This window comes from Mycobacterium sp. IS-1496, assembly GCF_001499995.1.
Taxonomy (GTDB): Bacteria; Actinomycetota; Actinomycetes; order Mycobacteriales; family Mycobacteriaceae; genus Mycobacterium.
Map to the genome: position 1 here is coordinate 36850 of NZ_LQIU01000003.1, position 24461 is coordinate 61310.

Genomic DNA, 24461 nt, shown 5'->3' on the forward strand with positions numbered 1-24461 from the left:
GGGTGACGGGAGGAAGTGTCATACCTGGCACGGGCGCAAGCATTCCCGTTCGGGGTGAAAGTAACCGGCGTGGGTATCGTCGCGCCCATGGCCTCTGGAGTGCTCGACGTATCGGCGGTGCGCGTGCGTCGTGCCCGGGTCGCGGTGGCCGCGCAGTTCCTCACCAACGGTGCGTTGTTCGCGAATCTGCTGCCGCGCTATCCGGAGATCAAAGCCGACCTGGCGCTCACCAACGCCGTCTACGGCATCACGATCGCCGCCTTCTCCGCGGGGGCGTTCGTCGCCGGTCTCGCGGCAGCCGGCCTCATCCGCCGGTTCAGTTCGGCCCGGGTCGCCGTGGCGGGGACGGTCACCATCGCGGTGTTCGTGTTCACGGCCGGGCTCGCGCCGTCGGCGGTACTGGTGGCCGGTGCGCTGTTCCTGGCCGGCGCGGCCGACGCGGTCACCGATGTGGCGCAGAACGCCCATGCCCTCCGGGTGCAGCGCGGCTACGGCCGGTCGATCATCAACTCCGTGCACGCCGTGTGGGCCGGCGGTGCGGTCCTCGGCGGACTCATGGGTGCGGGCGCGATAGCCCTGGACATCCCGCGTCCGGTGCACCTGGGGGTCGCCGCGGTGTTGTTCTCCGCTGTGGTGTTGGTCGCCTATCACTTCATGCTGCCGGGCGCCGACCACGACGACCATCCGGCGTCGGCCTACGCCAACGGAGAGCGCGCCGGCCGGAAGGTGTACCTCGTGCTGGTCGCGCTGGCCGTCATCGCCATCGCCGGGGCGATGGTCGAGGACGCCGGAAGTTCGTGGGCGACGCTGTATCTGCGCGACAGCGTCGGCGCTCCGGGCGCGATCGCGGCGTTCGGGTACATCGCGCTCACCGCGTTCATGTTCGTCGGCCGGCTCATCGGTGACCGGTTGGTCGACCGGTTCGGCGAGACCGCGGTGGCCCGCGCCGGGGGAGCGTTGGCCGCGGTGGGCATGGGCGCGGCGCTGGCCTTTCCGAGCGTGCCGACGACGATCGCCGGATTCGCCGCCGCCGGGCTCGGTGTGGCCACGGCGATCCCGGCGGCCATGCACGGCGCCGATCAGCTCCCCGGACTGCGACCGGGCACCGGTCTGACCATCGTCACCTGGCTGTTGCGCATCGGCTTCCTGGCCTCACCGCCGGTCGTCGGCCTGATCGCCGACTCCACCAGTTTGCGGATCGGATTGCTGACGGTCCCGCTCGCGGGGCTGGTGATCGTGGCGCTCGCCGGCGCGCTCAATGTGAGAGGCCGGCCAGTTCGATCGTGAGCACACCGGCCACGATGAGGGCGATTCCCGCGCCCATCGTCGGCGTGAGGCGTTCGCCGAACAGGAAGCGGGCGAGCACGGCGACGAGCGCGACGCCGCAGGCCGTCCACACGCCGTAGGCGATACCGACCGGCAGGCCGAGCGACAGCGTCAGCCACAGCAGGGTGAACGACGCCAGGTAGCCGATCACCACCGGCGCGATCCACACCTTCCTGCGGAACCCGTCCGATGCGCGCAGGCACAGCGTCGCGAGCACCTCCAGCGCGATGGCCGCGCCGAGCGCGAGGTACATCACAGGGCGCCACCTGTTTCCGCCCTCGGGTGCGAGCCGACCTCCACCAGCAACACCCCGCCGATGATCAACCCGATGCCGGCGGCGATGGGCCAGGTGAACGGCTCGCCGAAGATCCCTGCGGCCAGGACCGCGGTCGCCGCGGTACCCGAGGCGCCCCAGATGCCGTACGCCACACCGACGGCCATCCCGGCCCGCAGTACGGCGGTCAGGAGTACGAACGCGCCGAGATACCCGGCGACCACGACCACCAGCCACCACGACTCGTCCTGGGAGGCCCGCAGCGCGAGGGTGGCGGTGACCTCGGTGGCGATGGCTGCGATCAACAGCACTGACTTTCGCACCGCGTCAACCTATCCGACGTGATGAGTAGCCTGGTCGGGTCGAGGCTTACCGCAGGGAGGTGCTGCCGCGTGACGACAGAATCAACCGGGGCATCGGGCCGCGCCGGTGCCGCCGAACCCGTGGTCGACACCCAGTACGGGCCCGTGCGCGGCGCCGACGACGGTGTGGTGAAGGTCTGGAAGGGGGTTCGCTACGCCGCGGCGCCGGTCGGCGAACTGCGCTGGCGCGCCCCCGAACCGCCCCAACCGTGGCGGGAGGTCGCCGACGCGCGTCGCGTCGGCCCGGTCTGCCCCCAGTCGACCGATCCCCGGATCCCCCTCGACCTCGGTGGCGTACAGGACGAGGACAGCCTGCGGCTCAACGTGTGGGCCCCGTCCGGCACGGCCGCCGGTGACGGGAAACCCGTGATGGTGTGGGTGCACGGCGGCGCCTACGTCCTCGGCTCGGCGAATCAGCCGCTCTACCACGGCAAGGCGCTGGCCTCAGGTGGCGACGTCGTCGTCGTGACGTTCAACTACCGCGTCGGCGCCTTCGGTTTCCTCGACCTGTCCGCGTTCACCACACCACGGGGCAGGTTCGACACGAATCCCGGTCTGCGTGACGTGCTGGCCGCCCTGCACTGGGTGCAGAACAACATCGCGGCGTTCGGCGGTGACCCGACGCGGGTCACGCTGTTCGGCGAATCCGCCGGCGGCGGCATCGTCACCACGCTGATGACGAGCCCGGCGGCGCGCGGGCTGTTCTCAGCGGCCATCGCGCAGAGTTCGCCGGCGACGTCGGTCTACAGCGCCGAGCGCGGGCGGCGCACCGCCGAACAGTTCCTCGACAAGGTGGGCGTCTCACCCGCCGACAGCCACCGTCTCGTCGAGACGCCGCTGCCCACCCTGCTCGCCGCCTCCAAACGCCTCTTCGACGAGGTTCCGGTGCGGACGCCGGGCACACTGGCCTTCGCGCCGATCGTCGACGGCGACCTGGTCCCCGACCTTCCGGTCAGAGTGGCCCGCAACGGTGGTTCCCTGCCGGTGCCGCTGATCATCGGCACCAACAAACACGAGGCCGCGCTGTTCCGGTGGATGAAATCACCGCTGATGCCGATCACGCCGCACGCCATCAGTTCGATGTTCGCCGAGATCGCCGCCGAACAACCGGGGCTGCAACTCCCGTCGGAGGCCGAGCTGGTGGGCGCCTACTCCGGGCTGCGCGGGAAGGCCAGGGGGTTGGGCGTGGCCCGCGACATCGGCTTCCGGATGCCGTCGGTGTGGTTCGCCGAGGGTCACAGTGCCGTCGCGCCGGTCTACCTGTACCGCTTCGACTTCGCCACCCCGATGCTCCGGCTGCTGCGCCTCGGCGCGGCTCATGCAACCGAATTGCCGTATGTCTGGGGCAATCTCGTGGCCGGCCCGAGGGATCCGACGTTCAAGCTGGGTGGGTTGAGGGCCGGTACCGCCGTCTCCGAACGGCTGCGGGGGCGGTGGACGCGGTTCGCCGCGTCCGGTGAACCCGGCGGTGCGCCGCCGTGGCGTCCGTATCGGGCCGGTGATCGGGCCACACTGGTGATCGACGGTGAGGACACGGTGGTCGACGACCTCGACGGTGACCTGCGCGCCGCCTGGGGTGACGAGGTGCTCAGTTTCCGATAGGGCGGACGGATAGACTTCCGTCCGGAGGTGTCGTGTGATGGGCGCAATGGGCGACGCGATCGGAGCGTTCCTCGAGTTCCTGCCGCCGCAGATGCGCGAGCCGGTGCTCTTCGCCATCCCGTTCTTCCTGCTGCTGCTGATCCTCGAGTGGACCGCCGCGCGCAAGCTCGAACACCTCGAGTCGGCGGACCAACCGCCCGCCGGTGCGTACGTCGCGCGTGACGCCTGGACCAGCCTCTCGATGGGCCTGGTGTCGGTCGGCACGATGGCGGTCTGGAAGCTCGGCGCGTTGATCGGCTACGCGGCGCTCTACACCTACGTCGCCCCGTGGCAGCTGCCGTCGAACCAGTGGTACACGTGGGTGATCGCGATCGTCGGTGTCGACCTGCTGTTCTACGCCTATCACCGCACCGCGCACCGGGTCCGGCTGGTGTGGGCCACCCACCAGGCACACCACTCCAGCGAGTACTACAACTTCGCCACCGCGCTGCGCCAGAAGTGGAACAACAGTGGCGAGATCGTGATGTGGCTACCGCTGCCGTTGTTGGGTGTGCCGCCGTGGATGGTGTTCGCGGCGTTCTCGATCAGCCTCATCTACCAGTTCTGGATCCACACCGAGCGCATCGGCACCCTGTGGCGGCCCATCGAGTTCATGTTCAACACACCGTCACACCACCGCGTGCACCACGGCAGGGACCCGGAGTACCTGGACAAGAACTACGGCGGGATCCTCATCATCTGGGATCGCCTCTTCGGCACGTTCCAGCCCGAGTTGTTCCGCCCGCACTACGGGCTGACCAAACCCGTCGACACCTACAACATCTGGCGGCTGCAGACCCACGAATACGCCGCCATCGCCCGCGACGTGCGCCGCGCGCGGGGCTGGCGGGACCGCGTCGGCTACGCATTCGGTCCGCCGGGTTGGAAACCGGCCGGGAACCGACACGTCCAGGACAAGGCCGCCGTTCGCGCCTGATTTCGGCTCCGGCGCAGCAAGATGGACATATGGATGTCAAAGAGGTCCTGCTGCCCGGTGTCGGGCTGCGGTTCGAGTTCGACAACCGCGACGGCGACCGGATCGGTGTGGTCGCCCGGCGCACAGGCGATTTCGAGGTGGTGGTCTACCCGAAGGAAGACCCCGACCAGGCTCAGCAGGTGTTCCGGCTGACCGGTGACGAGGCCGAGGCGCTGGCGCAGATCCTCGGCGCCCCACGCATCGCCGAGCGGTTCGCCGATCTCACCCGCGAGGTGCCCGGTCTCAACGCCGGCCAGGTCTCGGTGCGGGCGGGCAGCCCGTTCGTCGACCGGCCGCTCGGAGACACTCGGGCGCGCACGCGCACCGGGGCCTCGATCGTCGCGATCGTCCGGGACGAGGAGGTCCTGGCGTCGCCGGGACCGTCGGATCTGCTGCGCGCCGGGGACGTGCTGGTGGTGATCGGCACCGAGGAGGGGCTGGCGGGTGTCGAGGTCATCGTGACCCAAGGGCACGGACACGAGTCGCACCAGCCCGGTCCGCCCGGCCGAGGCTGATCCGTGGAGGTATCCGCGACGCTGTTGCTCGAGCTCGGCGTCATCCTCGCGGTGCTCACGGTGCTCGGCACCATCGCCCGCCGCTTCGCGCTCTCCCCGATTCCGCTGTACCTGGTCGCCGGGCTGGCGCTCGGGGAGGGTGGGTTGGCGCCGGTGCCCGCCGCGGGGGACTTCGTGGAGACCGGCGCGACGATCGGTGTGGTGCTGCTCCTGCTCACCCTCGGCCTGGAGTTCTCGATCGGGGAGTTCGCCACCAGCCTGCGCAGGCACCTGCCCTCGGCAGGAGTCGATCTCGTGCTCAACGCGGCGCCCGGAGCCATCGCCGGATGGCTGATCGGCATGGACGGTGTCGGCATCCTGGCGCTCGCGGGTGTCACCTGGATCTCGTCGTCGGGCGTCATCGCCCGGCTGCTGTCCGACCTGCGCCGGCTCGGTAACCGCGAGACGCCCGCGGTGTTGTCGATTCTGGTGCTCGAGGACTTCGCGATGGCGGCGTATCTGCCGCTGCTCGCGGTGCTCGCCGCCGGCGGCACGTTCCTGCAGGCGGTGTTCGGGATGGCGATCGCGATCAGCGCGCTGGTGCTGGCGTTCGTCGTCTCCTACCGTTGGGGCCACCACGTCGGCCGACTCGTCGCCCACCCGGACAACGAACAACTGCTGCTGCGCATCCTCGGGCTCACACTGATCGTCGCGGCGCTCGCGGAGTTCATCCACGCCTCGGCCGCGGTCGGGGCGTTCCTGGTCGGCCTGACCCTGACCGGTGAGGCCGCCGAGCGGGCCCGCACGGTGCTCACCCCGCTGCGGGATCTGTTCGCGGCCATCTTCTTTCTCGCGATCGGGGTCTCGGTGGACCCCGTTGCGCTGCTCCCCATGCTTCCGATCGCGCTGGCTTTGGCAGTGGTGACCTCGGGTACGAAGGTGCTCACCGGTCAGTTCGCGGCGCGACGCGATGGTGTGGGCCGGCCCGGTCAGCTGCGTGCCGGGACGGCGCTGATCGCCCGCGGTGAGTTCTCGCTGGTGATCATCGGACTGGTCGGTGCGAGCGTGGAGGCGCTCGAGGCGGTGGCGACGCCGTACGTGTTCATCCTGGCGATGGTGGGGCCGGTGCTGGCCCGCTTCACCGGTGCACGGGCGCCCGCGCGGCGGCGGCCCGGATAGTCTCCGGCTGTGCAGACGGTATTCGACGCGCAGGTCGACACGACGCTGATCGACACGGCGCTGGCGCCCAGCGTCCCGAGGTCGATGTGGCTGGACGTGCCGCGGCCGCACCACCCGCGGCTGACCGGCGCGGTGACCGCGGACCTGGTCGTCGTCGGCGCGGGATACGCGGGACTGTGGACCGCGCTGCACGCCGCCGAACGCCGGCCCGGCCGACGCATCGTGGTGGTGGAGTCCGACCGCGTCGCGTGGGCCGCGTCGGGCCGCAACGGCGGTTTCGTCGACGCCAGCCTCACGCACGGTCTGGAGAACGGAAAGTCGCGCTGGCCCAACGAGATCGAGATCCTCGAACGCCTCGGCATGGAGAACCTCGACGGGATGCAGGCCGACATCGAGCGGCTGCGTCTCGACGTCGACTGGCAGCGCACCGGGATGCTGACGGTGGCGACCGAGCCGCATCAGGTGTCGTGGCTGCAGGAGGCGGCCGAGGCCGGTACGGGCCGCTTTCTCGACGAGAGCGAGGTGCGCGGCGAGGTCTGTTCTCCGACCTACCGCGCCGGACTGTTCGAACCGGACACCTGCGCGATAGTGCACCCGGCCAAGCTGGCGCTCGAACTCGCGCGGGCGTGCACGGAGGCCGGTGTGCAGATCCACGAGCAGACACCCGCCACCGCGCTGGAGACCCGTGGATCCACGGTGTGTGTCCACACCTCCGCCGGCCGGGTGACCGCGCGGCAGGCGGTGCTCGCCACCAACGTCTTTCCGAGCCTGCTGCGGCGCAACCGGCTGCACACGGTGCCGGTGTACGACTACGTCCTGGCCACCGAGCCGCTCACCGGGGAACAGTTGGCGCGGATCGGCTGGCGTAACCGGCAAGGTGTGGGCGACTCCGCCAATCAGTTCCACTACTACCGGCTGAGCGCCGACAACCGGATCGTGTGGGGCGGCTACGACGCGATCTACCACTTCGGTCGCAAGGTCAGGTCCGCCTACGAGGACCGCCCCCGGAGCTACCGGCGGCTCGCCGCGCACTTCTTCCTCACTTTTCCGCAGTTGCGGGACGTCCGGTTCGACTACCGCTGGGCGGGCGCCATCGACACCAACACCCGGTTCTGCGCGCACTGGGGGCTCGCCCGCGGTGGGCGCGTCGCGTATGTCAACGGGTTCACCGGCCTGGGCGTCGGCGCGGCGCGGTTCGGCGCCGACGTGTGCCTCGACCTGCTCGACGGCGCCGACACCACGCGCACCCGCCTGGAGATGGTGCGCGCGAAACCGCTGCCGTTCCCGCCGGAGCCGCTGGCGAGTATCGGCATCAACGCGACCCGGTGGTCACTCGACCGCGCCGACCACTCCGCCGGTCGGCGCAACCTCCTCTTGCGGACCCTCGACGCAATGGGCCTCGGCTTCGATTCGTGACATCTTCTGCGCTGACCGTGATGCTTCCGTAACGTGAACGCACGAGGCCCCGATAGAGAGCACACAAGCGGCCGCTCACACGGGGTCGCACTCGCTGTAACCGTCGGGAGGGAGCAGACGTGCGCCGACACCTGCTGAGCGTGCTGGCCGCCGTGGCGGCACCGTTGGCGGCCCTGCTGTCGCCGGTGGCTCCGGCCAGTGCCGACCCGGGCGTACTCGTCTTCCCCGGTATGGAGGTCCGTCAGGACACCAACGTGTGCACGTTGGGGTTCGTCGACCTGCAGCAGCGGGTGGCCTACACCGCAGGCCACTGCCGCGGAAGCGGCCCGGTCAACGACCGCAACGGCAATGTGATCGGCGTGCAGACCGCCTTCCAGGACAACACGCCCGACGGCACGACCATCGACATCAACCATCAGATCTCCGACTGGCAGACCATCGCACTGGCGCCGGAGGTCCAGGTCAACAACCTTCTCCCGAGTGGCCGTGCACTGGTCGCCGACGCGTCAGTGGTTCCCACCAAGGGGATGCCCGTGTGCCACTTCGGTGTGGTCACCGGGGAGAGCTGCGGGATCGTCGAGGCCGTCAACAACGGATGGTTCACCATGGCCAACGGTGTGGTGAGCAAGAAGGGCGACTCGGGTGGCCCGGTCTACACCAACACCCCGGACGGCCGTGCGGTGATCATCGGGATGTTCAACAGCACCTGGGGTCAGTTTCCGGCGGCGGTGTCGTGGCAGGCGGCCACGCAGCAGGCCGGACAGGGTGTCGTCATCACCGCCGGTGCTGCCTGACGCTCAGCTGAGCAGTTCGAACACCGGGATCGACGGGGCCGCGGCGCGGATCTCGTCGTCGCTCGATCGGGGCGTCAGCCCGCCCATGTGGCCCTTGACCTCCCAGTACCAGCGGTCCAGATAGCGCTTGAGCAGCGCCGGCTTGTCGGCGTCGGCGATCTCGGCGATGCGCGCGGTGCGACGCCGCCAGCGCGGACCGGTCTGGACCTCGGCGGCGGCGCGGGCGTTGCGGGCCCACTGGGTGTTTCCGCGGGGTGAGACCACGTAGCGACGGCCGCCGACCGACAGCACGTTGACCACGACGCTGCGCGTCCTGCCGGTCTTGCGTCCGCGCACCCGAAGGGCGTGCGTGCCCGCGATGCTGATGCCCGCTTCGGCGAGCCAGCGGATGATCTCGTTGCCGGCCCGTGCCAGGGTGCCGGGTTGGTCGTAGCGGATGGTCATGGTTACCCCTTTCGATTGAGTGAGCAGTGCTCTCTTCAACGAGAATGCACCGCCTGTGCGGAGAATGCAAGAGCAGTGATCTCGTTTTGTGCGAGACTCGGCACATGGGGATACGCCAGGACAGCCGGGCCCGGATGGAGATGCAGATCGTCGAGGTCGGCCGTCGGCACCTGATCACCGACGGCCCCTCCGGTCTCTCACTGCGTGCGATCGCCCGAGACCTGGGCGTCGTGTCGTCTGCGGTGTACCGGTACGTCAGCAGCCGCGACGACCTGTTGACGCTGCTCCTGGTCGATGCCTATTCCGAACTGGCGTCGACGGTGGACGCGGCCGCCGCGGGCGAGGCCGGCTGGCGCGACCAGATTCTGCGGATGGCCCATGCCGCCCGGGACTGGGCGGTGTCTCAGCCGGCACGATGGGCGCTGCTCTACGGCAGTCCGGTCCCCGGCTATCGCGCACCTGCCGAGCGCACCACGGGTCCGGGCACCCGGGTGGTGGCGGCCCTGTTCCGCGCCATGGCGGACGGTATCGCCGCCGGCGAGATACGTGAGGTCGAAGACGTTGTGCCGCAGGCTCTTTCCGTGGACTTCGAGGGGTTGCGGCAGGAGTTCGACTTCGCCGGTGGGGACGGCGCGGTGGCCAAGACCCTCACCCTGTGGGCGGGGTTGATCGGGGCGATCAGTCTCGAGGTCTTCGGTCAGTACGGTCCGGACACGTTCACCGATCCGGGGGCCGTCTTCGATGTGCACATCCGGGCACTGATCGATCTGGTGGCCGCCGCGCCCATCGAGAGGCGAAACTAGAACACGTTCTAGCGCGTCGGGCAGGCGGGCGATATCCTCGCACCGATGGTCAATCAGACACCTGTCCAGATCGCGTGGGTGACCCGCGACATGGATGCCACGGAGCGGGCGCTCTCGGCGCTGCTCGGTGCGCGCAAGTGGGTGCGCATGCCGGGCGTGCACTTCGGCCCCGACTCGTGCCGGTTCCGCGGCCGGCCGGCCGACTTCGTGGCCGACGTCTCGTTGAGCTACGCCGGGGACACCCAACTGGAGATCATCGCGCCCGTGCGTGGTGAGAGCCTCTACACCGAGTTCCTCGACCGGTGTGGCCCCGGTCTTCACCATGTCTGCAGGGAAGCGGCCGACCCGGACGACTTCGACGCCGCGGTTCGTGACGCCGAACGGCACGGCGCCACCGTCGTCGCCGACGGCGTGATGGCCGGCGGTATGCGCTTCGCCTATGTCACCGCCGAGGACGCCGGTGTGCCCTACATCGAAATCGCTTGTCTGACAGACGATATTCGCACGTTCTTCGACTACGTCAAACAGGAGCAGCAGCCATGAGCACCGAGATTCCCGAAACCGTCGAGGCCGCCTCGGTCCACGAGTGGTCGGACGAGGTGGACGTGGTGGTGGTCGGATTCGGCATCGCGGGCGGCTGCGCCGCGGTGAGCGCTGCGGCCGCCGGTGCGCGGGTGATGGTGCTGGAGAAGGCGGCCGCGGCGGGCGGGACCACCTCGATGGCGGGCGGACATTTCTACCTGGGCGGCGGCACCGCGGTGCAACAAGCCACCGGCTTCGACGACAGCGCCGAAGAGATGTACAAGTACCTGGTCGCGATGTCGCGAGATCCGGAGCACGACAAGATCCGTGCGTACTGCGAGGGCAGTGTCGAACACTTCGAGTGGCTCGAGAACCTCGGATTCCAGTTCGAACGCAGCTACTACCCGGGCAAAGTCGTCGTGCCGCCGGGAACCGAAGGCCTGTCCTACACTGGGAACGAGAAGGTGTGGCCGTTCTGCGAGCAGGCGAAGCCGGCGCCGCGGGGGCACTCCGTGCCCGTCCCGGGTGAACTGGGCGGCGCGGCGATGGTGATCGACCTGCTGCTCAAGCGGGCCGCCGACCTGGGTGTGCAGATCCGCTATGAGACCGGCGTGACGAACCTCGTCGTCGCGGACGGCCGTGTGGTCGGCGTCAAGTGGAAGCACTTCGGCGACACCGGAACCATCAAGGCCGACGCGGTGATCATCGCCGCGGGCGGGTTCGCGATGAACCCCGATATGGTCGCCGAGCACACACCGGCGCTGGGACACAAGCGCAAGACCAAGCACCACGGCGAGGTCGAGCCGTACATCCTCGGCAACACCAACGACGATGGCCTCGGTATCCGCATGGGAATCTCTGCGGGCGGTGTCGCCAAGAATCTGGACCAGTTGTTCATCACCGCCGCCGCGTATCCGCCGGAGATCCTGCTGACCGGGGTGATCGTGAACAAGGACGGCCAGCGGTTCGTCGCCGAGGACTCCTACCATTCGCGCACCTCGGCTTTCGTGCTGGAGCAGCCGGATCAGACCGCGTATCTGATCGTCGACGAGGCGCACATGCAGATGCCGGAGATGCCGCTGATCAAATTCATCGACGGGTGGGAGACGGTCGCCGAGATGGAGACGGCGCTCGGTATCCCGGAGGGCAAGCTCGCCGCCACACTCGAGCGGTACAACGAGCACGCGGCGCGCGGCGAGGACCCGGATTTCCACAAACAGCCGGAATACGTTGCGGCGCAGGACAAGGGACCGTGGGCCGCCTTCGACCTCTCGCTGGGCCGGGCGATGTACTCGGGCTTCACCATGGGCGGGCTCGCGGTGTCGATCGACGGTGAGGTGCTGCGTGAGGACGGCTCGCCGATTCCGGGCCTGTACGCGGCGGGGGCCTGCGCGTCGAACATCGCCCAGGACGGCAAGGGCTATGCCAGCGGCACCCAACTGGGGGAAGGGTCGTTCTTCGGCAGGCGTGCCGGAACGCATGCGGCCGGGAGAGAGTAGACGCAGGCCACGTCGCACTTCACCTGAGACTGGATGCGCGTACCGAACTGCTCGTCAACGATGCCTCAGTCGGTGGCGGTGCGGACGATCGGATTCGGAGGTGTGGACGACCAGCACATCCGTCTTGGACCTGCGCAGAACGTTGCCGGGTACCGACCCGAGCCACTTGTCGATGCGCGTGCCCACGCCCTCGTTGCCGACCACCAACAAGTCGGCCTTCACCTCCTTGGCGAGGCGTGACAGCGCTTGTGCCGGACCACCGAGGAGAGGATCCGGAATCGGTCGTGCGTCGATATCTCGTGCGCCGGCCGCCCTGGCTCGGTCGCGGGCCTCGCCCAGGATGGCGAATGCGGGGGCTCTTCCGTGCACTTTGTAGTCCCCCTCGCCACCGAGGCTGACCTCGGCGCGGGGATCGATCACACGATCCGGCCGGGCTGGTCTTGCCCAGCCGCCCTTGTCCGCATTGGGCAAATACACCGTCGCGATGATCAACTTCGCATGAGTTTCCGCCGCTACCGCGGCTGCGTGCTCCACCGCGCGCAACGACGTATCCGAGCCATCGGTGCCGACCACCACGGTCTCATAAGCGCCCATACACCACCCCCAGCCGCCCACCCAAGACCTTGTGAACGGCGACGATCACTTCGTCGTGTGGGACCGTGGCCGATCACGCGCAGCTGAGGTCCATTCTGCGCTCCCGTTTTGACTCGCGGGGCATATCGTTCGAACGAGTCGACGGCGCCAGCCATCCTCGCAGCTTCGCTACGACCTCGCGGCGACCTCGCCGAGTTGCCACTGCCCGTCACCGAGGAGATGCAGCTGTCGGGTGTGGTGCTGTTCGACGGTGCTGCGATGGCTCACGCTGACCAGGATCGTCTCCGGTAGCTCGCTGCGCACCAGCCGGTAGAGCATGAGCTCCAGCCCCTCGTCGAGCGCCGAGGTGGACTCGTCGAGGAACACCGCCTTCGGCTTCGTCAGCAGGATGCGGGCGAACGCCACCCGCTGCTGCTCACCGGGTGAGAGCACCTTCGCCCAGTCCTGGACCTCGTCGAGACGGTCCATCAGGTGCGGCAGCGCGACCCGCTCCAACACGGAGCGCAGATCCGAATCCTCCAGCGTGCCACTGTTCTTCGGATAGGAGACCACCGTTCGCAGATCGCCCAGCGGAACATAGGGCAGCTGCGACAGGAACATCGTGGACTCGTCGCCGGGATACGTGATCGTGCCCGACGCGTACGGCCACAACCGGCCCAGGCTGCGCAGCAGCGTCGTCTTTCCGCTGCCGGACTGGCCGGTGATCACGAGCGCGTCGCCGGGTTCCAGCGTGAGATCGAGGGGTTCGATCAGTCGCTTGCCCGTCGGGGTACGCACTTCGATGTCGTCGAGTTCCACGCGGCCATCGACCGAGCTCTGGACATCGATCGACGGCAGCGCTCTGGCCTGTTCGTCGGCGATCACCAGGCCGTGGAGACGGATGATCGCCGCGCGATAGCCCGCGAACTGGTCATAGGCGTTACGGAAGAACGACAGGCCGGACAGGATCTCGCGGAAGGCGCTCGCGGTCTGGGTGAGCTGGCCCAGGGTCAACTCACCGTTGAAGAACCGCGGGAACTGCACCAGGTAGGGGATGAGCTCCTGAGCCTGTGTGATCGACAGGTTCCAACCCAGAAACCCGGCCATCCGGTTCACGTACTTCTTGTAGTTGTCGACGATCGGGGTGAAGCGACGCCGTAGGCCGGTCCGCTCCGCGATCTCTCCCCGATAGAAGGCCACCGCCTCCGACGCGTCGCGCAGACGTACCAGCGCGTACCGGAACACGGCGTTGAACTTCTCGTTGTTGAAGGACAGGGTGATGATCGGCCGGCCGATCCAGAACGCCACCACGGTCGCGAACAGGATGTAGACGATCCCGATCCAGAACATCGCCTTGGGCAGTTCGACTCCGACGAACGGCAACGTCACCGGCCCCGACAGGTTCCACAGAATCGCGGTGAAGGCGTACATCGACGCGATCGAGGAGATGGCGCCGAAGAGCAGGGTGCTCGTCGAAGTGTTGTTCGGCGTGTTCGGCAGTGATCCGACGCCCGCGGTGAAGATGTCGATGTCGGTCTGGATGCGTTGGTCGGGGTTGTCGATCGTGGCGTCGATGAAGCGCGCCCGGTAGTACGCCTTACCGTCGAGCCAGTCGCCGGTGAGCCGGTCGGTCAGCCAGGTCCGCCATCTGAGCATGAATCGTTGGGTGACGAACAGGTCGAACATGATGATGGCGACGTTGAGGACGGCCAGGATGGTGAAGACGGCCATCGACATCCAGAAGCCGTCCCTGCCGGAATCCTTGACGGCGTCGTCACCCGCGCCCACCCCGGATGCGATGACCTGGAAGCTGGTCATCATGTCGTTGCCCTGGAAGCTGAACAGCACCGACAGGCGGACGCTGACGATGACCAACAGCAGTATGCCCGCCAGCCACGCCCACACCAGCACGCTCTCCGGTCCGGTGAAGTAGCCGCGGGTGACCCGCCAGAACTGGCTTCCCCACGTCGTGAACCGGACGATGAGGGCGACGATCACCAGCGTGACGACGGCCGCGACCACCCAGGCTCTGCCGATCCAGAACAGAGAGGTCCACAGCTCGCTGCTCCAGTCGAGCGACGGGGCGAACATTTCCATTCGGGCAAGGTACCGCGAGCCACTGCCCGTAGCCGGTCGAGACGCTCAACCCGGTTGGGCGAGTCTGACCAGCCGCCAGTCCCCGTCGCCGAGCAGCCTCAGTTCGTGACCGTGGAACTGCTCGACGGTGTCGCGGTGGCTGACGCTCACCACGACGGTCGAGGGGAGTTCGGCCCGCAGCAGCGCGTAGAGCATCGCCTCCAGGCCCTCGTCCAGCGCCGAGGTGGACTCGTCGAGGAACACCGCCTCCGGCCGGGCCAGCAGTAGGCGGGCGAACGCGATCCGCTGCTGCTCGCCGACGGACAGCACCTGCGTCCAGTCGCGGACCTCGCCGAGCCGGATCACCAGATGCGGCAACGCGACCGCCACGAGCGCCTCCTGGATCCGGCGGTCGCCGACCGCGCCGTCGTGCTGCGGATACGACACCGCGGAGCGCAGATCGCCGAGCGGTAGGTAGGGCAGCTGGGGGACGAACATCGGCGTCGGCAGTTCCACCCGGCCGGAGGCGAACGGCCACAGGCCGGCCACGGTCTGCAAAAGCACCGTCTTACCCACCCCGGACCCGCCGCGGATCACCAGAGCTTCCCCGACGGGCAGGGCGAGGTCGAGCCCGTCCACCAACACCCGGCCGTCGGGTGCGCACACGTCGAGACCGTCGATGCGCAGCGCGCCGGTCGGTGAGGCCTCGGTGGTGATGCGATTCGTGGCGCGGGCCCGGGCGTTCTCGGTCACCAGGCCGTCGAGCCGGATGGTGGCCGCACGGTAGCCGGCGAACTCGTCATAGGCGTTGCGGAAGAACGACAGTGAATCGTGGATGACCCCGAACGCGGTGGCGGACTGCATGACCCCGCCCAACGAGACCTGCCCGGCGAACAGGCGCTGCGCCTGCACGAGGAACGGCAGCGGGTTGATCGCCTGGCTCATCGACACGTTCCACCCGATGAACAGCATCGTGCGGTTGAGCCAGCGACGGTAGTTGGCCATCACCGCCGAGAGCCTGCCGTCGAGCAGCTCGTTCTCGGCCCGCTCACCCCTGTACATCCCTACGGCGGCGCCGGCGTCGCGCAGCCGCACCAGCGCGTACCGGAAACCCGCGTTGCGCACTTCGTCGAGGTAGCTCAACCGGATCAGCGGGCGGCCGACGACGACCGCGACGTACGTCACCACCGCCACATAGCCGATCACGATCCAGAACAGTGCCCGCGGCAGCGTGACACCGAAGAGCGTCAGCGGACCCGAGAGCTGCCAGAGGATCACGCCGAACGCACCCGTCGACAACGCCGCCTGCACCGCCCCGAAGAGCAGGACCCGGTCGGAGGTGTAGGCCGGATTGTTGGGCTGGCGCCCGACACCGGTGGTGAACACGTCGATGTCCTGTTGGATGCGCTGGTCCGGATTGTCGACCGGCCGGCGCGAGAAGCGGCCCCGGTAGTACGCGTGGCGGTCGAGCCAGTCGTCGATCAGCCTGCGGCTCAACCAGATTCGCCAGCGCATGATGAAGCGCTGCGTGAGGTAGAGGTCGGCCAGCAGCCGCACCACGAAGCATCCGGCCAGCACGACGAACACCAGCATGGTGGCCCAGAAGCCCTGCTCTCCGCTGCGGCCGTCGCCGGGCCCACTCTGAAAGGCGACCTGCAACGACGTGAACAGGTCGTTGGCGTAGTAGCTCAGCAGCACGCTGATCCGCACCAACACGATCGACGAGAGCAGCAGCGCCGCGAGCCCCGCCCATACCGGGACGCTCTGCCTCCCGGTGAAGTACGGGCCGGTGATCCGCCGGAACTGGCGGCCCCACTCGGTGAACCGTCCGACGGCGGCCAGCACCAGCAGCAGGCACGGTGCGGTGATCAGGAAGCACCCGAGCACCCACACAGCCGAGTTCAGGACTTCGGAGCCCCAGTCGAGCGACGGTCTGAACATCGGTGGCGGCCGTCAGCCAAACGTGTTGTGCAGGAAGCCCTCGAGCGCCTCGGTGTCGAGCCGGTGGGCGGCGAACCCCAGATATCCGTCGGGGCGGATGACGAACACCGACGTGCCCGCCGTGGAGTAGCTGCGGGCGAAATCGCCGTCGTCGTCGCGCAGTAACGGCAACACGGTGGCATCCACCTCCGCGGACGGTGCGGCCACCAGGTACACGTCGAGAGCGCCGTGCGCGGCGGCGACGGCGGCTTCGGCGGCCGCTTCGAACCGGGCCACATCTACGGCCGTGGCGTCGCCGTCGGCGTAGAACAGCGCGGTGTGGTCGCGGCCCAGCAGCGAGTACAGGCGAATCGGTCCGGCGACGGCGGCCCGGGCGAGTCCCGTCGCGTCCGGGGCGCGGCCACCCGGCAGCGGTTCGGACACCGGACCCGCCGACGACACGATCGGGCTGTCCGCGTAGTCGATGAGCAGTTGCGCCTCGCGGAGCATGACGCGGTCGAGGTCGCCGGAGTCGGCGCCGATGCCGTGGCGGGCGCTGCGCACCGTGCGGCCCACCACCTCCTCACCGACCGGTCGCCGCTCGAGGTCGTAACTGTCGAGCAGTGTGGGCGCGGCGTTCCCGGACACGGCGAGCGCCAGCTTCCACGCCAGATTGTGGGCGTCCTGGATTCCGGTGTTCATCCCCTGTGCGCCGGTCGGCGGATGGATGTGGGCGGCGTCGCCCGCGACGAACACCCGCCCGCGGCCGTAGGCGTCGACGATGCGGTGGCTGATCCGGAAGACCGACGACCAGCGCAGGTTCCGGGCCGTGGCGGGTTGCGGTGACAACCGGTCCAGCACGGCCTGGATGTGGTGCAGTTCCGGGGACCGGCTCCCTTCGAAGCCGTGTTCCACGCCGCCGTGCGCCTGGGTCGACAGTTCGTCGGGCACCAGCATCGACATCCGGTACCGGTTTCGCCCGGGCAGCGGGATGCACACCAGCAGGTCGTCGGTCGCGCCGTCGGTCTGGTGCATGGAGCGGATGGCGTACCCGCGCGGCTGTGTCCAGTCCACCTCGACGTCGCCGAGCATGTACTGCTCCTCGAACGCCGCGCCCTCGAAGGTCAGCCCGAGCGACTTGCGCACCACGCTGTGCGCCCCGTCGGCGCCGACGAGATACCGGGCGTGCACGGTGCGCTCGTCGGCGTCGGTCTCCGGGTTGGTTCCGGTGGAGATCGTCGCGGTCACGCCGTCGTCGTCCTGGACGAATCCAGTCAGCCGCCAACCGCGCTGTATCGACCCGCCGCGTGCGGCGAGCTCCTCGCGCAGGATGCGCTCGGTCTCGTACTGGGGGATGCAGAGGAACCGGAACGGGACGGTGGCGGGCAGTGAGAGGTCCAGCCGTGTCACCGGTTCGCCGTTGACGTAGACACACTGCCCGTTCATCTCGACGCCGGCGTCGAGGACGGCGCGCAGCACCCCCATGTTCTCGAAGACTTCGAGTGTGCGGGGTTGCACGCCAACGGCTTTCGCATACTGCGGGGGCTGGGGCAGTGGGTCCACGACGATGCAGTCGACGCCGCGCCTTCTCAGTTCGATCGCCGCGGTGAGCCCGACCGGGCCTGCGCCGGCGATGAGGACGGAGGTGTTCGCGGTGTCGGGCACAGCGATGAGTATGTCCTGCAGGCGGCGGCCCGGCGGGGTTTCAAGATCTTCCGCCCACCGCCATGCTGAACGAATGACGTTGCGCTTCCATGCAGACGTCGACGACTTCGTGTCGTCGGCGGCGGCCTGGTACGCGCGCCGGCCGATGGTGCACACCGTCGAACTCACATTGCTGCGGGAACGGGTGCCCTCAGAGGAGACGCCGGTGTTGATGACGGTGTGGGACGGCGGGGGCGCCCGCGCCGAACTGCTCGGCGCCGCCATCCGCACCCCGCCGCTGCCGCTGCTGTGCGGCGGGCTGTCCGCGGCGCCGGTGGCGGAGGTGGTCGGTGACATGGTCGCCGCCGGGATGACCCTGCCCGGGGTGCGCGGTCCCCGCGCGGTCGCCGAGGAGTTCGCCCAGCAGTGGTGCACGGTCACCGGCACGGCCCGCGCCGCGGGCACCGCGGAACGGTTGTACCGGCTGGGAACGCTGACGGCTCCCACCGGTGTGCCCGGTGTGCACCGCATCGCCCGCCGAGCCGACGAACCGGTGCTGATCAAGTACCAGTGCGAATTCGCCGCCGAGGTGTTCGGTCACCAGCCCGACCCCAGCCGGGCGCGCGCCATGCTGGCCACCGCACGGGAGGTCGGCAACGTCTATCTGTTGTGGACCGCGGGCGGCGCGCCGGTCAGCATGGCCGCGGTACGTCCGCCTGCGGTCGGCGTGTCGCGGATCGGCCCGGTGTACACCGCACCGGAGGTGCGCGGCCGCGGGTACGGGGCGGCGGTCACCGCCGCCGCCTGCCGGTGGGCGCTGGGTGCGGGCGCCGAGCAGGTGGTGCTGTTCGCCGACCTCGACAACCCCACGAGTAACCGCGTCTATCGGCGGCTGGGTTTCGTGCCGGTGGGTGATTCGGTCACGGTCGACTTCCGCGTACCGTAAACGTGTGTCCAAGACGACTACACGCACCCCCGGCCGCCTGAGCGGCAAGTTCTGGAAGCTGCTCGGCGCCGCCACCGAGAAGAACCAGGGCCGGTCGCTGGCACAGGTCAAGGCCTCCGCGGACTACGAGACCAAAGCCGCCGACCTCGACGACGAGCAGCTGCGCAAAGCCGCCGAACTGCTGCGGCTCCAGGACCTCTCCGAGTCGGCCGACATCCCGCAGTTCCTGGCCATCGCCCGCGAAGCCGCCGAGCGCAGCACCTCCCTGCGGCCGTTCGACGTCCAGCTCCTCGGCGCGCTGCGCATGCTGGCCGGCGACGTCGTCGAGATGGCCACCGGCGAGGGCAAGACGCTGTCCGGGGCGATCGCGGCGGCCGGCTACGCGCTCGGCGGTCGCAGCGTGCACGTCATCACCATCAACGACTACCTCGCCCGCCGTGACGCCGAATGGATGGGCCCGCTGATCGAGGCGCTGGGACTGACCGTCGGGTGGATCACCGCCGAGTCGACGGCCGAGGAGCGCCGCAAGGCCTACACCTGCGACGTCACCTATGCCTCGGTGAACGAGATCGGTTTCGACGTGCTGCGCGATCAGCTCGTCACCGATGTCGCCGACCTCGTGTCGCCGAACCCGGACGTCGCGCTGATCGACGAAGCCGACTCCGTCCTCGTCGACGAGGCACTCGTCCCGCTGGTGCTGGCGGGCACCACCCACCGCGAGACCCCGCGCGTCGAGCTGATCCGCATGGTCGGCGAGCTGACCCCGGGCCGTGACTACGACACCGACACCGACAGCCGCAACGTGCACCTCACCGAGGAGGGCGCCCGCAAGCTCGAGGCCAAACTCGGCGGCATCGACCTCTACTCCGAGGAGCACGTCGGCACGACGCTGACGGAGGTGAACGTCGCCCTGCACGCCCACGTGCTGCTCCAGCGCGACGTGCACTACATCGTCCGGGACGACGCCGTGCACCTGATCAACTCCTCGCGCGGCCGGATCGCCCAGCTGCAGCGCTGGCCGGACGGTCTGCAGGCCGCGGTCGAGGCGAAAGAGGGCATCGCGACCACCGAGACCGGCGAGGTGCTCGACACCATCACCGTGCAGGCGTTGATCAATCGGTATCCGACCGTGTGCGGGATGACGGGTACCGCGCTGGCCGCCGGTGAGCAGCTCCGGCAGTTCTACAAACTGGGCGTGTCGCCGATCGACCCCAACAAGCCGAACATTCGCGAAGACGAATCCGACCGGGTGTACGTCACCGCGGCGGCCAAGCTGGACGCGATCATCGAGCACATCGAAGAGGTGCACAAGACCGGTCAACCGGTCCTGGTCGGCACCCACGACGTCGCGGAATCCGAAGAGCTGCACGAGAAGCTGGTCAAGCGCGGGGTGCCCGCGGTGGTGCTCAACGCCAAGAACGACGCCGAGGAGGCCCGCGTCATCGCCGAGGCCGGCCAGCTCGGCGCGGTCACCGTCTCCACCCAGATGGCCGGTCGTGGAACCGACATCCGGCTGGGTGGATCGGACGAAGGTGACCACGATGAAGTGGCCGAACTCGGCGGGCTGCACGTCGTCGGCACCGGGCGTCACAACACCCAGCGGCTCGACAACCAGCTGCGGGGCCGCGCCGGGCGCCAGGGCGATCCGGGTTCGTCGGTGTTCTTCTCCAGCTGGGAGGACGAACTCGTCCAGGCGCACCTGGAACCGAACAAGCGCCCGATGCAGGCCGACGAGAACGGCCGGGTGCTGCACGACAAGGCGGCCGGGCTGCTCGACCATGCCCAGCGCGTGGCCGAAGGCCGGCTGCTCGACGTGCACGCCAACACCTGGCGCTACAACCAGCTCACCGCCCAGCAGCGCGCCATCATCGTCGAACGCCGAGATACGTTGCTGCGCACCGCGACTGCGCGTGAAGAACTCGCCGAACTGTCGCCGAAACGGTACGCCGAACTGGCCGAGGAGATGTCCGAGGACCGGCTCGAGCAGGTCTGCCGCCTGATCATGCTCTATCACCTCGATCGCGGCTGGTGTGAGCACCTCGCGTACCTGGCCGACATCCGCGAGAGCATTCACCTGCGCGCGCTCGGCAGGCAGAATCCGCTCGACGAATTCCACCGGATGGCCGTCGACGCGTTCGCCTCACTGGCCGCCGATGCGATCGAGGCGGCCCAGCAGACGTTCGAGACCGCGCCGTCGCTCGACGGCGAAGTGGGCGTCGATCTGTCCAAACTCGCGCGGCCGACCTCGACGTGGACATACATGGTCCACGACAACCCGCTGGCCGACGACACGATGGCAGCGCTGAGCCTGCCGGGGGTGTTCCGCTAGGTTTAGCCGCATGGACGCCTCTGCGTCAGGGGAGCGGGACCGCGTGCTGACGGTGCCCAACGCACTGTCTGTGCTGCGCCTGGTGCTGGTCCCGGTGTTCCTGTGGTTGTTGTTCGGCGCGCACGCCAACGCCTGGGCGGTCGGCGTGTTGATGTTCAGCGGCTTCTCCGACTGGGCCGACGGCAAGATCGCCCGGCTGGTCGACAATCAGTCGTCCCGGCTGGGAGAGCTGCTCGACCCGCTCGTCGACCGGATCTACATGGTGACCGTGCCGCTGGCGCTCGCCGTCGAGGGCAGCGTCCCGTGGTGGTTCGTCATCACCCTGCTCGCCCGCGACCTGGTGCTCGCGGCGACCCTGCCGCTGCTGCGCGCCCGGGGATTGGCCGCCCTACCGGTCACCTATCTGGGTAAGGCGGCGACGTTCGCGTTGATGTCCGGCTTCCCGCTGGTGCTGCTGGGTCAGTGGGATGCCCTCTGGAGCCGGGTGGTGCTGGCCTGCGGCTGGGGGTTCCTGATCTGGGGGATGGCGCTGTACCTGTGGTCGGGGGTGCTGTACCTGGTCCAGGTGGCGATGGTCGCCACGCGGTTGCCGAAGGTCCGGGCCGGTGGCTGACGGGCAGAGCGCAAAACCGCCGACGCCCGACGAGCGCCGGGCACTGGGCGGCTTCGATCCCGAGGCGGGTCTCAAGCACCACGACGCCGCGCCCAAGAAGATCCCGGTGCCCTCGCTGCTGCGATCGCTGCTCTCCGAACATCTCGACCCCGGCTATGCCGCCGCGGCCGCCGCCCGGCGCGACGGCGCCACGCGGCCGCGCGCCGTCGAGTGGGGCTGGCAGGTGGCGGCGGCGCTCACTGTCGCGACGGTGTTCGGCGTCGCCGCGGCGCAGGCGCAGACCGCCGCGCCGGCCACCCGCGAGGCCCAGCATGTCCTCGCCGGGAGCGTGCGGGCGGCCGAGGCGACCGACGACCAACTCACCGCGCAGCGCGACGCGCTGACCACACAGGTCGCGGCGGAGCGCCGCAGCCGGCTCGAGGGCGATGAGCGCGGCAGGCGACTGCTGGCCGACCTCGACGTCGCCGACGTCGCCGAGGCCGCGACCCCGGTGATCGGTCCGGGACTGACGGTCACCGTCACCGATCCCGGGCTGTCGAACGACCTGTCCGACGTGTCGAAGCAGCGTGTCGCGGGCAGTCGGCAGGTCATCCTCGACCGCGATCTGCAGCTGGTGGTCAACTCGCTGTGGGTGAGCGGCGCGGAAGCGGTGGCCGTCGGCGGGGTGCGCATCGGGCCCAACGTCACGATCCGGCAGGCCGGCGGCGGCATCCTCGTCGACAATCAGCCCATCAGCAGCCCGTATCTCCTGCAGGCCGTCGGCCCGCCCAAGTCGATGGCCGACACGTTCGATCGCAGTACCGGCCTGCAGCGGCTGCGGCTTCTCGAAACCTCTTACGGTGTCGGGGTTTCGGTCATCTCCGCAGAAGCGCTCACCCTGCCCGCCGGTTCGGTGCGGGAGGTCAACTTCGCCACCCAGATCGGAGCCAGATGATCGGAATCGCCGCGCTGCTCGTCGGCATCGTCCTGGGCCTGGTGTTCCGCCCGAGCGTGCCGGACTTCGTCGAGCCCTACCTGCCCATCGCGGTGGTCGCGGCGCTCGACGCCGTGTTCGGTGGACTGCGCGCCTATCTCGAGCAGATCTTCGACTCCAAGGTGTTCGTGGTGTCGTTCGTCTTCAACGTGCTCGTCGCCGCGCTCATCGTGTACGTCGGCGACCAGTTGGGCGTGGGCACACAGTTGTCCACCGCGATCATCGTCGTGCTCGGCATCCGCATCTTCGGCAACGCCGCGGCGCTGCGGCGCAGACTCTTCGGTGCCTGATCATGACCGATGACAACCACGTCGAACACCATGGCCGCCACGAACTGCCGTCGGAGCGCCCGCGGCTCCCGCTCGGCCGCCTGCTGCGCCCCGGCCGGTCGCAACTTCTCTTCGGCGCACTCGGAGCGCTGCTGTGCATCCTGCTCGGCGTGGCGATCGTCACCCAGGTCCGGGAGAACGAATCGGGTGACTCGCTCGAGACGGCCCGGCCCGCCGACCTGTTGATCCTGCTCGACTCGTTGCAGCAGCGCGAGGCCGCGCTCAACACCGAAGTCGCGGATCTGCGCCGGACACTCGAGCAGTTGGCGGCCTCCGGGAGCAACGACCAGGCGGCCATCGAGAACGCCCAGGCGCGGCTCGCGGCGCTGTCCATCCTCATCGGCGCCGTCGGCGCCACGGGTCCCGGTGTGACCCTCACCATCACCGACAGCACCCCGGGGGTTCCGCCCGAGACGATGCTCGACGTGGTCAACGAACTGCGCGCCGCCGGCGCCGAGGCGATCCAGATCCAGGGCGCCGCGGGCGGGCAGCCGGTGGTGGTGCGGGTCGGCGTCGACACCTGGATCGTCGGAAGACCCGGGGCGCTCAATGTCGACGGGACGACGCTGAACCCGACGTACACCGTTGCCGCCATTGGCGATCCGCCGACCCTGGCGGCCGCGATGAACATCCCGGGCGGTGCGATGGACAGCATCGAAAGGGTGGGCGGGACAATGGCGATACAACAGGCCGAGCGGGTGGACGTGACCGCCTTGCGGCAACCGAAAGACCGCCAATACGCTCAGCCAGTCAAATAGCGTGCCGGCCGTCGGCCGATCCACGCCGTCGTACGCAGAGGAGACCCGTGACCGAGATCCCAGCCGAGCTGCACTACACCGAGGAACACGAGTGGGTGCTCCGCACGGGTGACGACACTCTGCGCGTCGGCATCACCGACTACGCGCAGTCTGCGCTCGGTGACGTCGTGTTCGTACAGCTGCCCGACGTCGGCGCCGAACTGACCTCCGGGGAGACGTTCGGCGAGGTCGAGTCCACCAAGTCGGTGTCGGATCTGTACGCGCCCGTCAGCGCGAAAGTGGTTGCCGTCAACGCGAATCTGGAGGGCAGCCCCGATCTGGTCAACTCCGACCCGTACGGCGAGGGATGGCTGGTCGACCTGCAGCTCGACGCCGACGACATGGAGGCGGCCCTCGGTGGTCTGCTCGACGCGGACGCCTACCGTGGCGTGGTGACCGAGTGAGTTGTTGTTAGGGTGCTGGGCGACGGTTCGACCATCTTCGACCGAGTGAAATCAACGAGGGGCGGATCCGGCGGTGGTGGACACAGTGACGTCCACAGCGCGGTACGGTCGACGTGAGACGACGGCT

24 protein-coding genes are annotated in these 24461 nt (G+C 68.9%); 17 read left to right on the top strand and 7 right to left on the bottom strand.

The window, feature by feature from the left end:
* The first annotated feature begins 87 nt into the window (after window positions 1–87).
* A complete protein-coding gene (locus tag AU195_RS02850; protein ID WP_059157553.1) occupies window positions 88–1287 on the top strand; it encodes an MFS transporter in 1200 nt (399 codons plus the stop codon).
* Here the strand turns inward: AU195_RS02850 and AU195_RS02855 are convergent.
* The gene (locus AU195_RS02855) at window positions 1256–1579 is read right to left on the bottom strand and encodes a DMT family transporter (protein ID WP_059157620.1); all 324 of its coding nucleotides are present in this window, start codon (window positions 1577–1579) and stop codon (window positions 1256–1258) included. The two genes, AU195_RS02850 and AU195_RS02855, sit on opposite strands and share 32 nt — an antisense overlap.
* Window positions 1579–1923, bottom strand: coding sequence for a DMT family transporter (locus AU195_RS02860; protein ID WP_059157554.1), 345 nt, complete (start codon window positions 1921–1923; stop codon window positions 1579–1581). Before AU195_RS02860 ends, AU195_RS02855 begins: the two co-directional genes overlap by 1 nt.
* Before the next feature lie 69 nt (window positions 1924–1992).
* Between AU195_RS02860 and AU195_RS02865 the strand changes: the two genes are divergently transcribed.
* From AU195_RS02865 to AU195_RS02890, 6 genes are all read left to right on the top strand, one after another.
* Window positions 1993–3564, top strand: coding sequence for a carboxylesterase/lipase family protein (locus AU195_RS02865; RefSeq protein WP_059157555.1), 1572 nt, complete (start codon window positions 1993–1995; stop codon window positions 3562–3564).
* Window positions 3565–3601: 37 nt separating this feature from the next.
* Window positions 3602–4540 carry a sterol desaturase family protein gene (locus AU195_RS02870; protein ID WP_059157556.1) on the top strand — a complete coding sequence of 313 codons (939 nt, stop codon included), beginning with the start codon at window positions 3602–3604 and terminating at the stop codon, window positions 4538–4540.
* 29 nt (window positions 4541–4569) lie between these two features.
* Window positions 4570–5094, top strand: a complete 525-nt coding sequence (locus tag AU195_RS02875; protein WP_059157557.1) for a cation:proton antiporter regulatory subunit — start codon at window positions 4570–4572, stop codon at window positions 5092–5094.
* Between the two features lie 3 nt (window positions 5095–5097).
* Window positions 5098–6252: a cation:proton antiporter gene (locus tag AU195_RS02880; protein WP_059157558.1), complete on the top strand. Its 1155-nt coding sequence runs from the start codon at window positions 5098–5100 to the stop codon at window positions 6250–6252.
* Window positions 6253–6261: 9 nt separating this feature from the next.
* A complete protein-coding gene (locus AU195_RS02885) occupies window positions 6262–7668 on the top strand; it encodes an NAD(P)/FAD-dependent oxidoreductase (RefSeq protein WP_059157559.1) in 1407 nt (468 codons plus the stop codon).
* Between the two features lie 119 nt (window positions 7669–7787).
* Entirely contained in the window at window positions 7788–8462 is a 675-nt protein-coding gene (locus AU195_RS02890; RefSeq protein WP_059157560.1) for an Rv1815 family serine proteinase, read from the top strand.
* A gap of 3 nt (window positions 8463–8465) precedes the next feature.
* On the opposite strand, the gene AU195_RS02895 is transcribed toward AU195_RS02890, so the two are convergent.
* Window positions 8466–8906: a nitroreductase/quinone reductase family protein gene (locus AU195_RS02895; protein ID WP_059157561.1), complete on the bottom strand. Its 441-nt coding sequence runs from the start codon at window positions 8904–8906 to the stop codon at window positions 8466–8468.
* Between the two features lie 104 nt (window positions 8907–9010).
* On the opposite strand from AU195_RS02895, the gene AU195_RS02900 reads away from it, so the two are divergent.
* From AU195_RS02900 to AU195_RS02910, 3 genes are read left to right on the top strand one after another with little or no spacing between them, the layout of a single operon-like run.
* Complete coding sequence (locus AU195_RS02900) at window positions 9011–9709, top strand: TetR/AcrR family transcriptional regulator (protein WP_059157562.1); 699 nt, start codon at window positions 9011–9013, stop codon at window positions 9707–9709.
* Window positions 9710–9754: 45 nt separating this feature from the next.
* The gene (locus AU195_RS02905) at window positions 9755–10252 is read left to right on the top strand and encodes a VOC family protein (protein ID WP_059157563.1); all 498 of its coding nucleotides are present in this window, start codon (window positions 9755–9757) and stop codon (window positions 10250–10252) included.
* Window positions 10249–11730: an FAD-binding protein gene (locus AU195_RS02910; RefSeq protein ID WP_059157564.1), complete on the top strand. Its 1482-nt coding sequence runs from the start codon at window positions 10249–10251 to the stop codon at window positions 11728–11730. Before AU195_RS02905 ends, AU195_RS02910 begins: the two co-directional genes overlap by 4 nt.
* A 54-nt stretch (window positions 11731–11784) precedes the next feature.
* Here AU195_RS02910 and AU195_RS02915 read toward each other — a convergent pair whose 3' ends face one another.
* The 4 genes from AU195_RS02915 to AU195_RS02930 form a co-directional block, all read right to left on the bottom strand.
* Window positions 11785–12324, bottom strand: coding sequence for a universal stress protein (locus AU195_RS02915; protein ID WP_059157565.1), 540 nt, complete (start codon window positions 12322–12324; stop codon window positions 11785–11787).
* Window positions 12325–12492: 168 nt separating this feature from the next.
* Window positions 12493–14400, bottom strand: coding sequence for an ABC transporter ATP-binding protein/permease (locus AU195_RS02920; RefSeq protein WP_059157566.1), 1908 nt, complete (start codon window positions 14398–14400; stop codon window positions 12493–12495).
* Between the two features lie 45 nt (window positions 14401–14445).
* Complete coding sequence (locus tag AU195_RS02925) at window positions 14446–16320, bottom strand: ABC transporter ATP-binding protein/permease (protein WP_059157567.1); 1875 nt, start codon at window positions 16318–16320, stop codon at window positions 14446–14448.
* 12 nt (window positions 16321–16332) lie between these two features.
* Complete coding sequence (locus AU195_RS02930; protein ID WP_059157568.1) at window positions 16333–17964, bottom strand: FAD-dependent monooxygenase; 1632 nt, start codon at window positions 17962–17964, stop codon at window positions 16333–16335.
* A gap of 73 nt (window positions 17965–18037) precedes the next feature.
* Between AU195_RS02930 and AU195_RS02935 the strand changes: the two genes are divergently transcribed.
* From AU195_RS02935 to gcvH, 7 genes are read left to right on the top strand one after another with little or no spacing between them, the layout of a single operon-like run.
* A complete protein-coding gene (locus AU195_RS02935; protein ID WP_059157569.1) occupies window positions 18038–18889 on the top strand; it encodes a GNAT family N-acetyltransferase in 852 nt (283 codons plus the stop codon).
* A 4-nt stretch (window positions 18890–18893) separates the two neighbouring features.
* Window positions 18894–21218 carry an accessory Sec system translocase SecA2 gene (gene secA2 / locus AU195_RS02940; RefSeq protein WP_059157570.1) on the top strand — a complete coding sequence of 775 codons (2325 nt, stop codon included), beginning with the start codon at window positions 18894–18896 and terminating at the stop codon, window positions 21216–21218.
* A gap of 10 nt (window positions 21219–21228) precedes the next feature.
* On the top strand, window positions 21229–21831 hold the full coding sequence (locus AU195_RS02945) for a CDP-alcohol phosphatidyltransferase family protein (protein ID WP_059157571.1): 603 nt from the start codon (window positions 21229–21231) through the stop codon (window positions 21829–21831).
* Window positions 21824–22765 (top strand): DUF881 domain-containing protein, encoded by a 942-nt coding sequence (locus tag AU195_RS02950; RefSeq protein ID WP_059157572.1) that lies wholly within the window; start codon window positions 21824–21826, stop codon window positions 22763–22765. Before AU195_RS02945 ends, AU195_RS02950 begins: the two co-directional genes overlap by 8 nt.
* Window positions 22762–23094, top strand: a complete 333-nt coding sequence (locus tag AU195_RS02955) for a small basic family protein (RefSeq protein WP_059093808.1) — start codon at window positions 22762–22764, stop codon at window positions 23092–23094. The genes AU195_RS02950 and AU195_RS02955 overlap by 4 nt, the downstream gene beginning before the upstream one ends.
* A gap of 2 nt (window positions 23095–23096) precedes the next feature.
* Window positions 23097–23891 (top strand): DUF881 domain-containing protein, encoded by a 795-nt coding sequence (locus tag AU195_RS02960; RefSeq protein ID WP_059157573.1) that lies wholly within the window; start codon window positions 23097–23099, stop codon window positions 23889–23891.
* 47 nt (window positions 23892–23938) lie between these two features.
* A complete protein-coding gene (gcvH, locus tag AU195_RS02965) occupies window positions 23939–24334 on the top strand; it encodes a glycine cleavage system protein GcvH (RefSeq protein WP_059157574.1) in 396 nt (131 codons plus the stop codon).
* Window positions 24335–24461: the final 127 nt, after the last annotated feature.

Bases quoted from the DNA above. Each gene is read 5' to 3' on its own strand.
- AU195_RS02850 (WP_059157553.1), top strand. From the start codon at position 88: ATGGCCTCTGGAGTGCTCGACGTATCGGCGGTGCGCGTGCGTCGTGCC.
- AU195_RS02855 (WP_059157620.1), bottom strand. From the start codon at position 1,579: ATGTACCTCGCGCTCGGCGCGGCCATCGCGCTGGAGGTGCTCGCGACG.
- AU195_RS02870 (WP_059157556.1), top strand. From the start codon at position 3,602: ATGGGCGCAATGGGCGACGCGATCGGAGCGTTCCTCGAGTTCCTGCCG.
- AU195_RS02875 (WP_059157557.1), top strand. From the start codon at position 4,570: ATGGATGTCAAAGAGGTCCTGCTGCCCGGTGTCGGGCTGCGGTTCGAG.
- AU195_RS02895 (WP_059157561.1), bottom strand. From the start codon at position 8,906: ATGACCATCCGCTACGACCAACCCGGCACCCTGGCACGGGCCGGCAAC.
- AU195_RS02900 (WP_059157562.1), top strand. From the start codon at position 9,011: ATGGGGATACGCCAGGACAGCCGGGCCCGGATGGAGATGCAGATCGTC.
- AU195_RS02905 (WP_059157563.1), top strand. From the start codon at position 9,755: ATGGTCAATCAGACACCTGTCCAGATCGCGTGGGTGACCCGCGACATG.
- AU195_RS02910 (WP_059157564.1), top strand. From the start codon at position 10,249: ATGAGCACCGAGATTCCCGAAACCGTCGAGGCCGCCTCGGTCCACGAG.
- AU195_RS02915 (WP_059157565.1), bottom strand. From the start codon at position 12,324: ATGGGCGCTTATGAGACCGTGGTGGTCGGCACCGATGGCTCGGATACG.
- AU195_RS02920 (WP_059157566.1), bottom strand. From the start codon at position 14,400: ATGGAAATGTTCGCCCCGTCGCTCGACTGGAGCAGCGAGCTGTGGACC.
- AU195_RS02925 (WP_059157567.1), bottom strand. From the start codon at position 16,320: ATGTTCAGACCGTCGCTCGACTGGGGCTCCGAAGTCCTGAACTCGGCT.
- AU195_RS02935 (WP_059157569.1), top strand. From the start codon at position 18,038: ATGACGTTGCGCTTCCATGCAGACGTCGACGACTTCGTGTCGTCGGCG.
- AU195_RS02945 (WP_059157571.1), top strand. From the start codon at position 21,229: ATGGACGCCTCTGCGTCAGGGGAGCGGGACCGCGTGCTGACGGTGCCC.
- AU195_RS02955 (WP_059093808.1), top strand. From the start codon at position 22,762: ATGATCGGAATCGCCGCGCTGCTCGTCGGCATCGTCCTGGGCCTGGTG.
- AU195_RS02960 (WP_059157573.1), top strand. From the start codon at position 23,097: ATGACCGATGACAACCACGTCGAACACCATGGCCGCCACGAACTGCCG.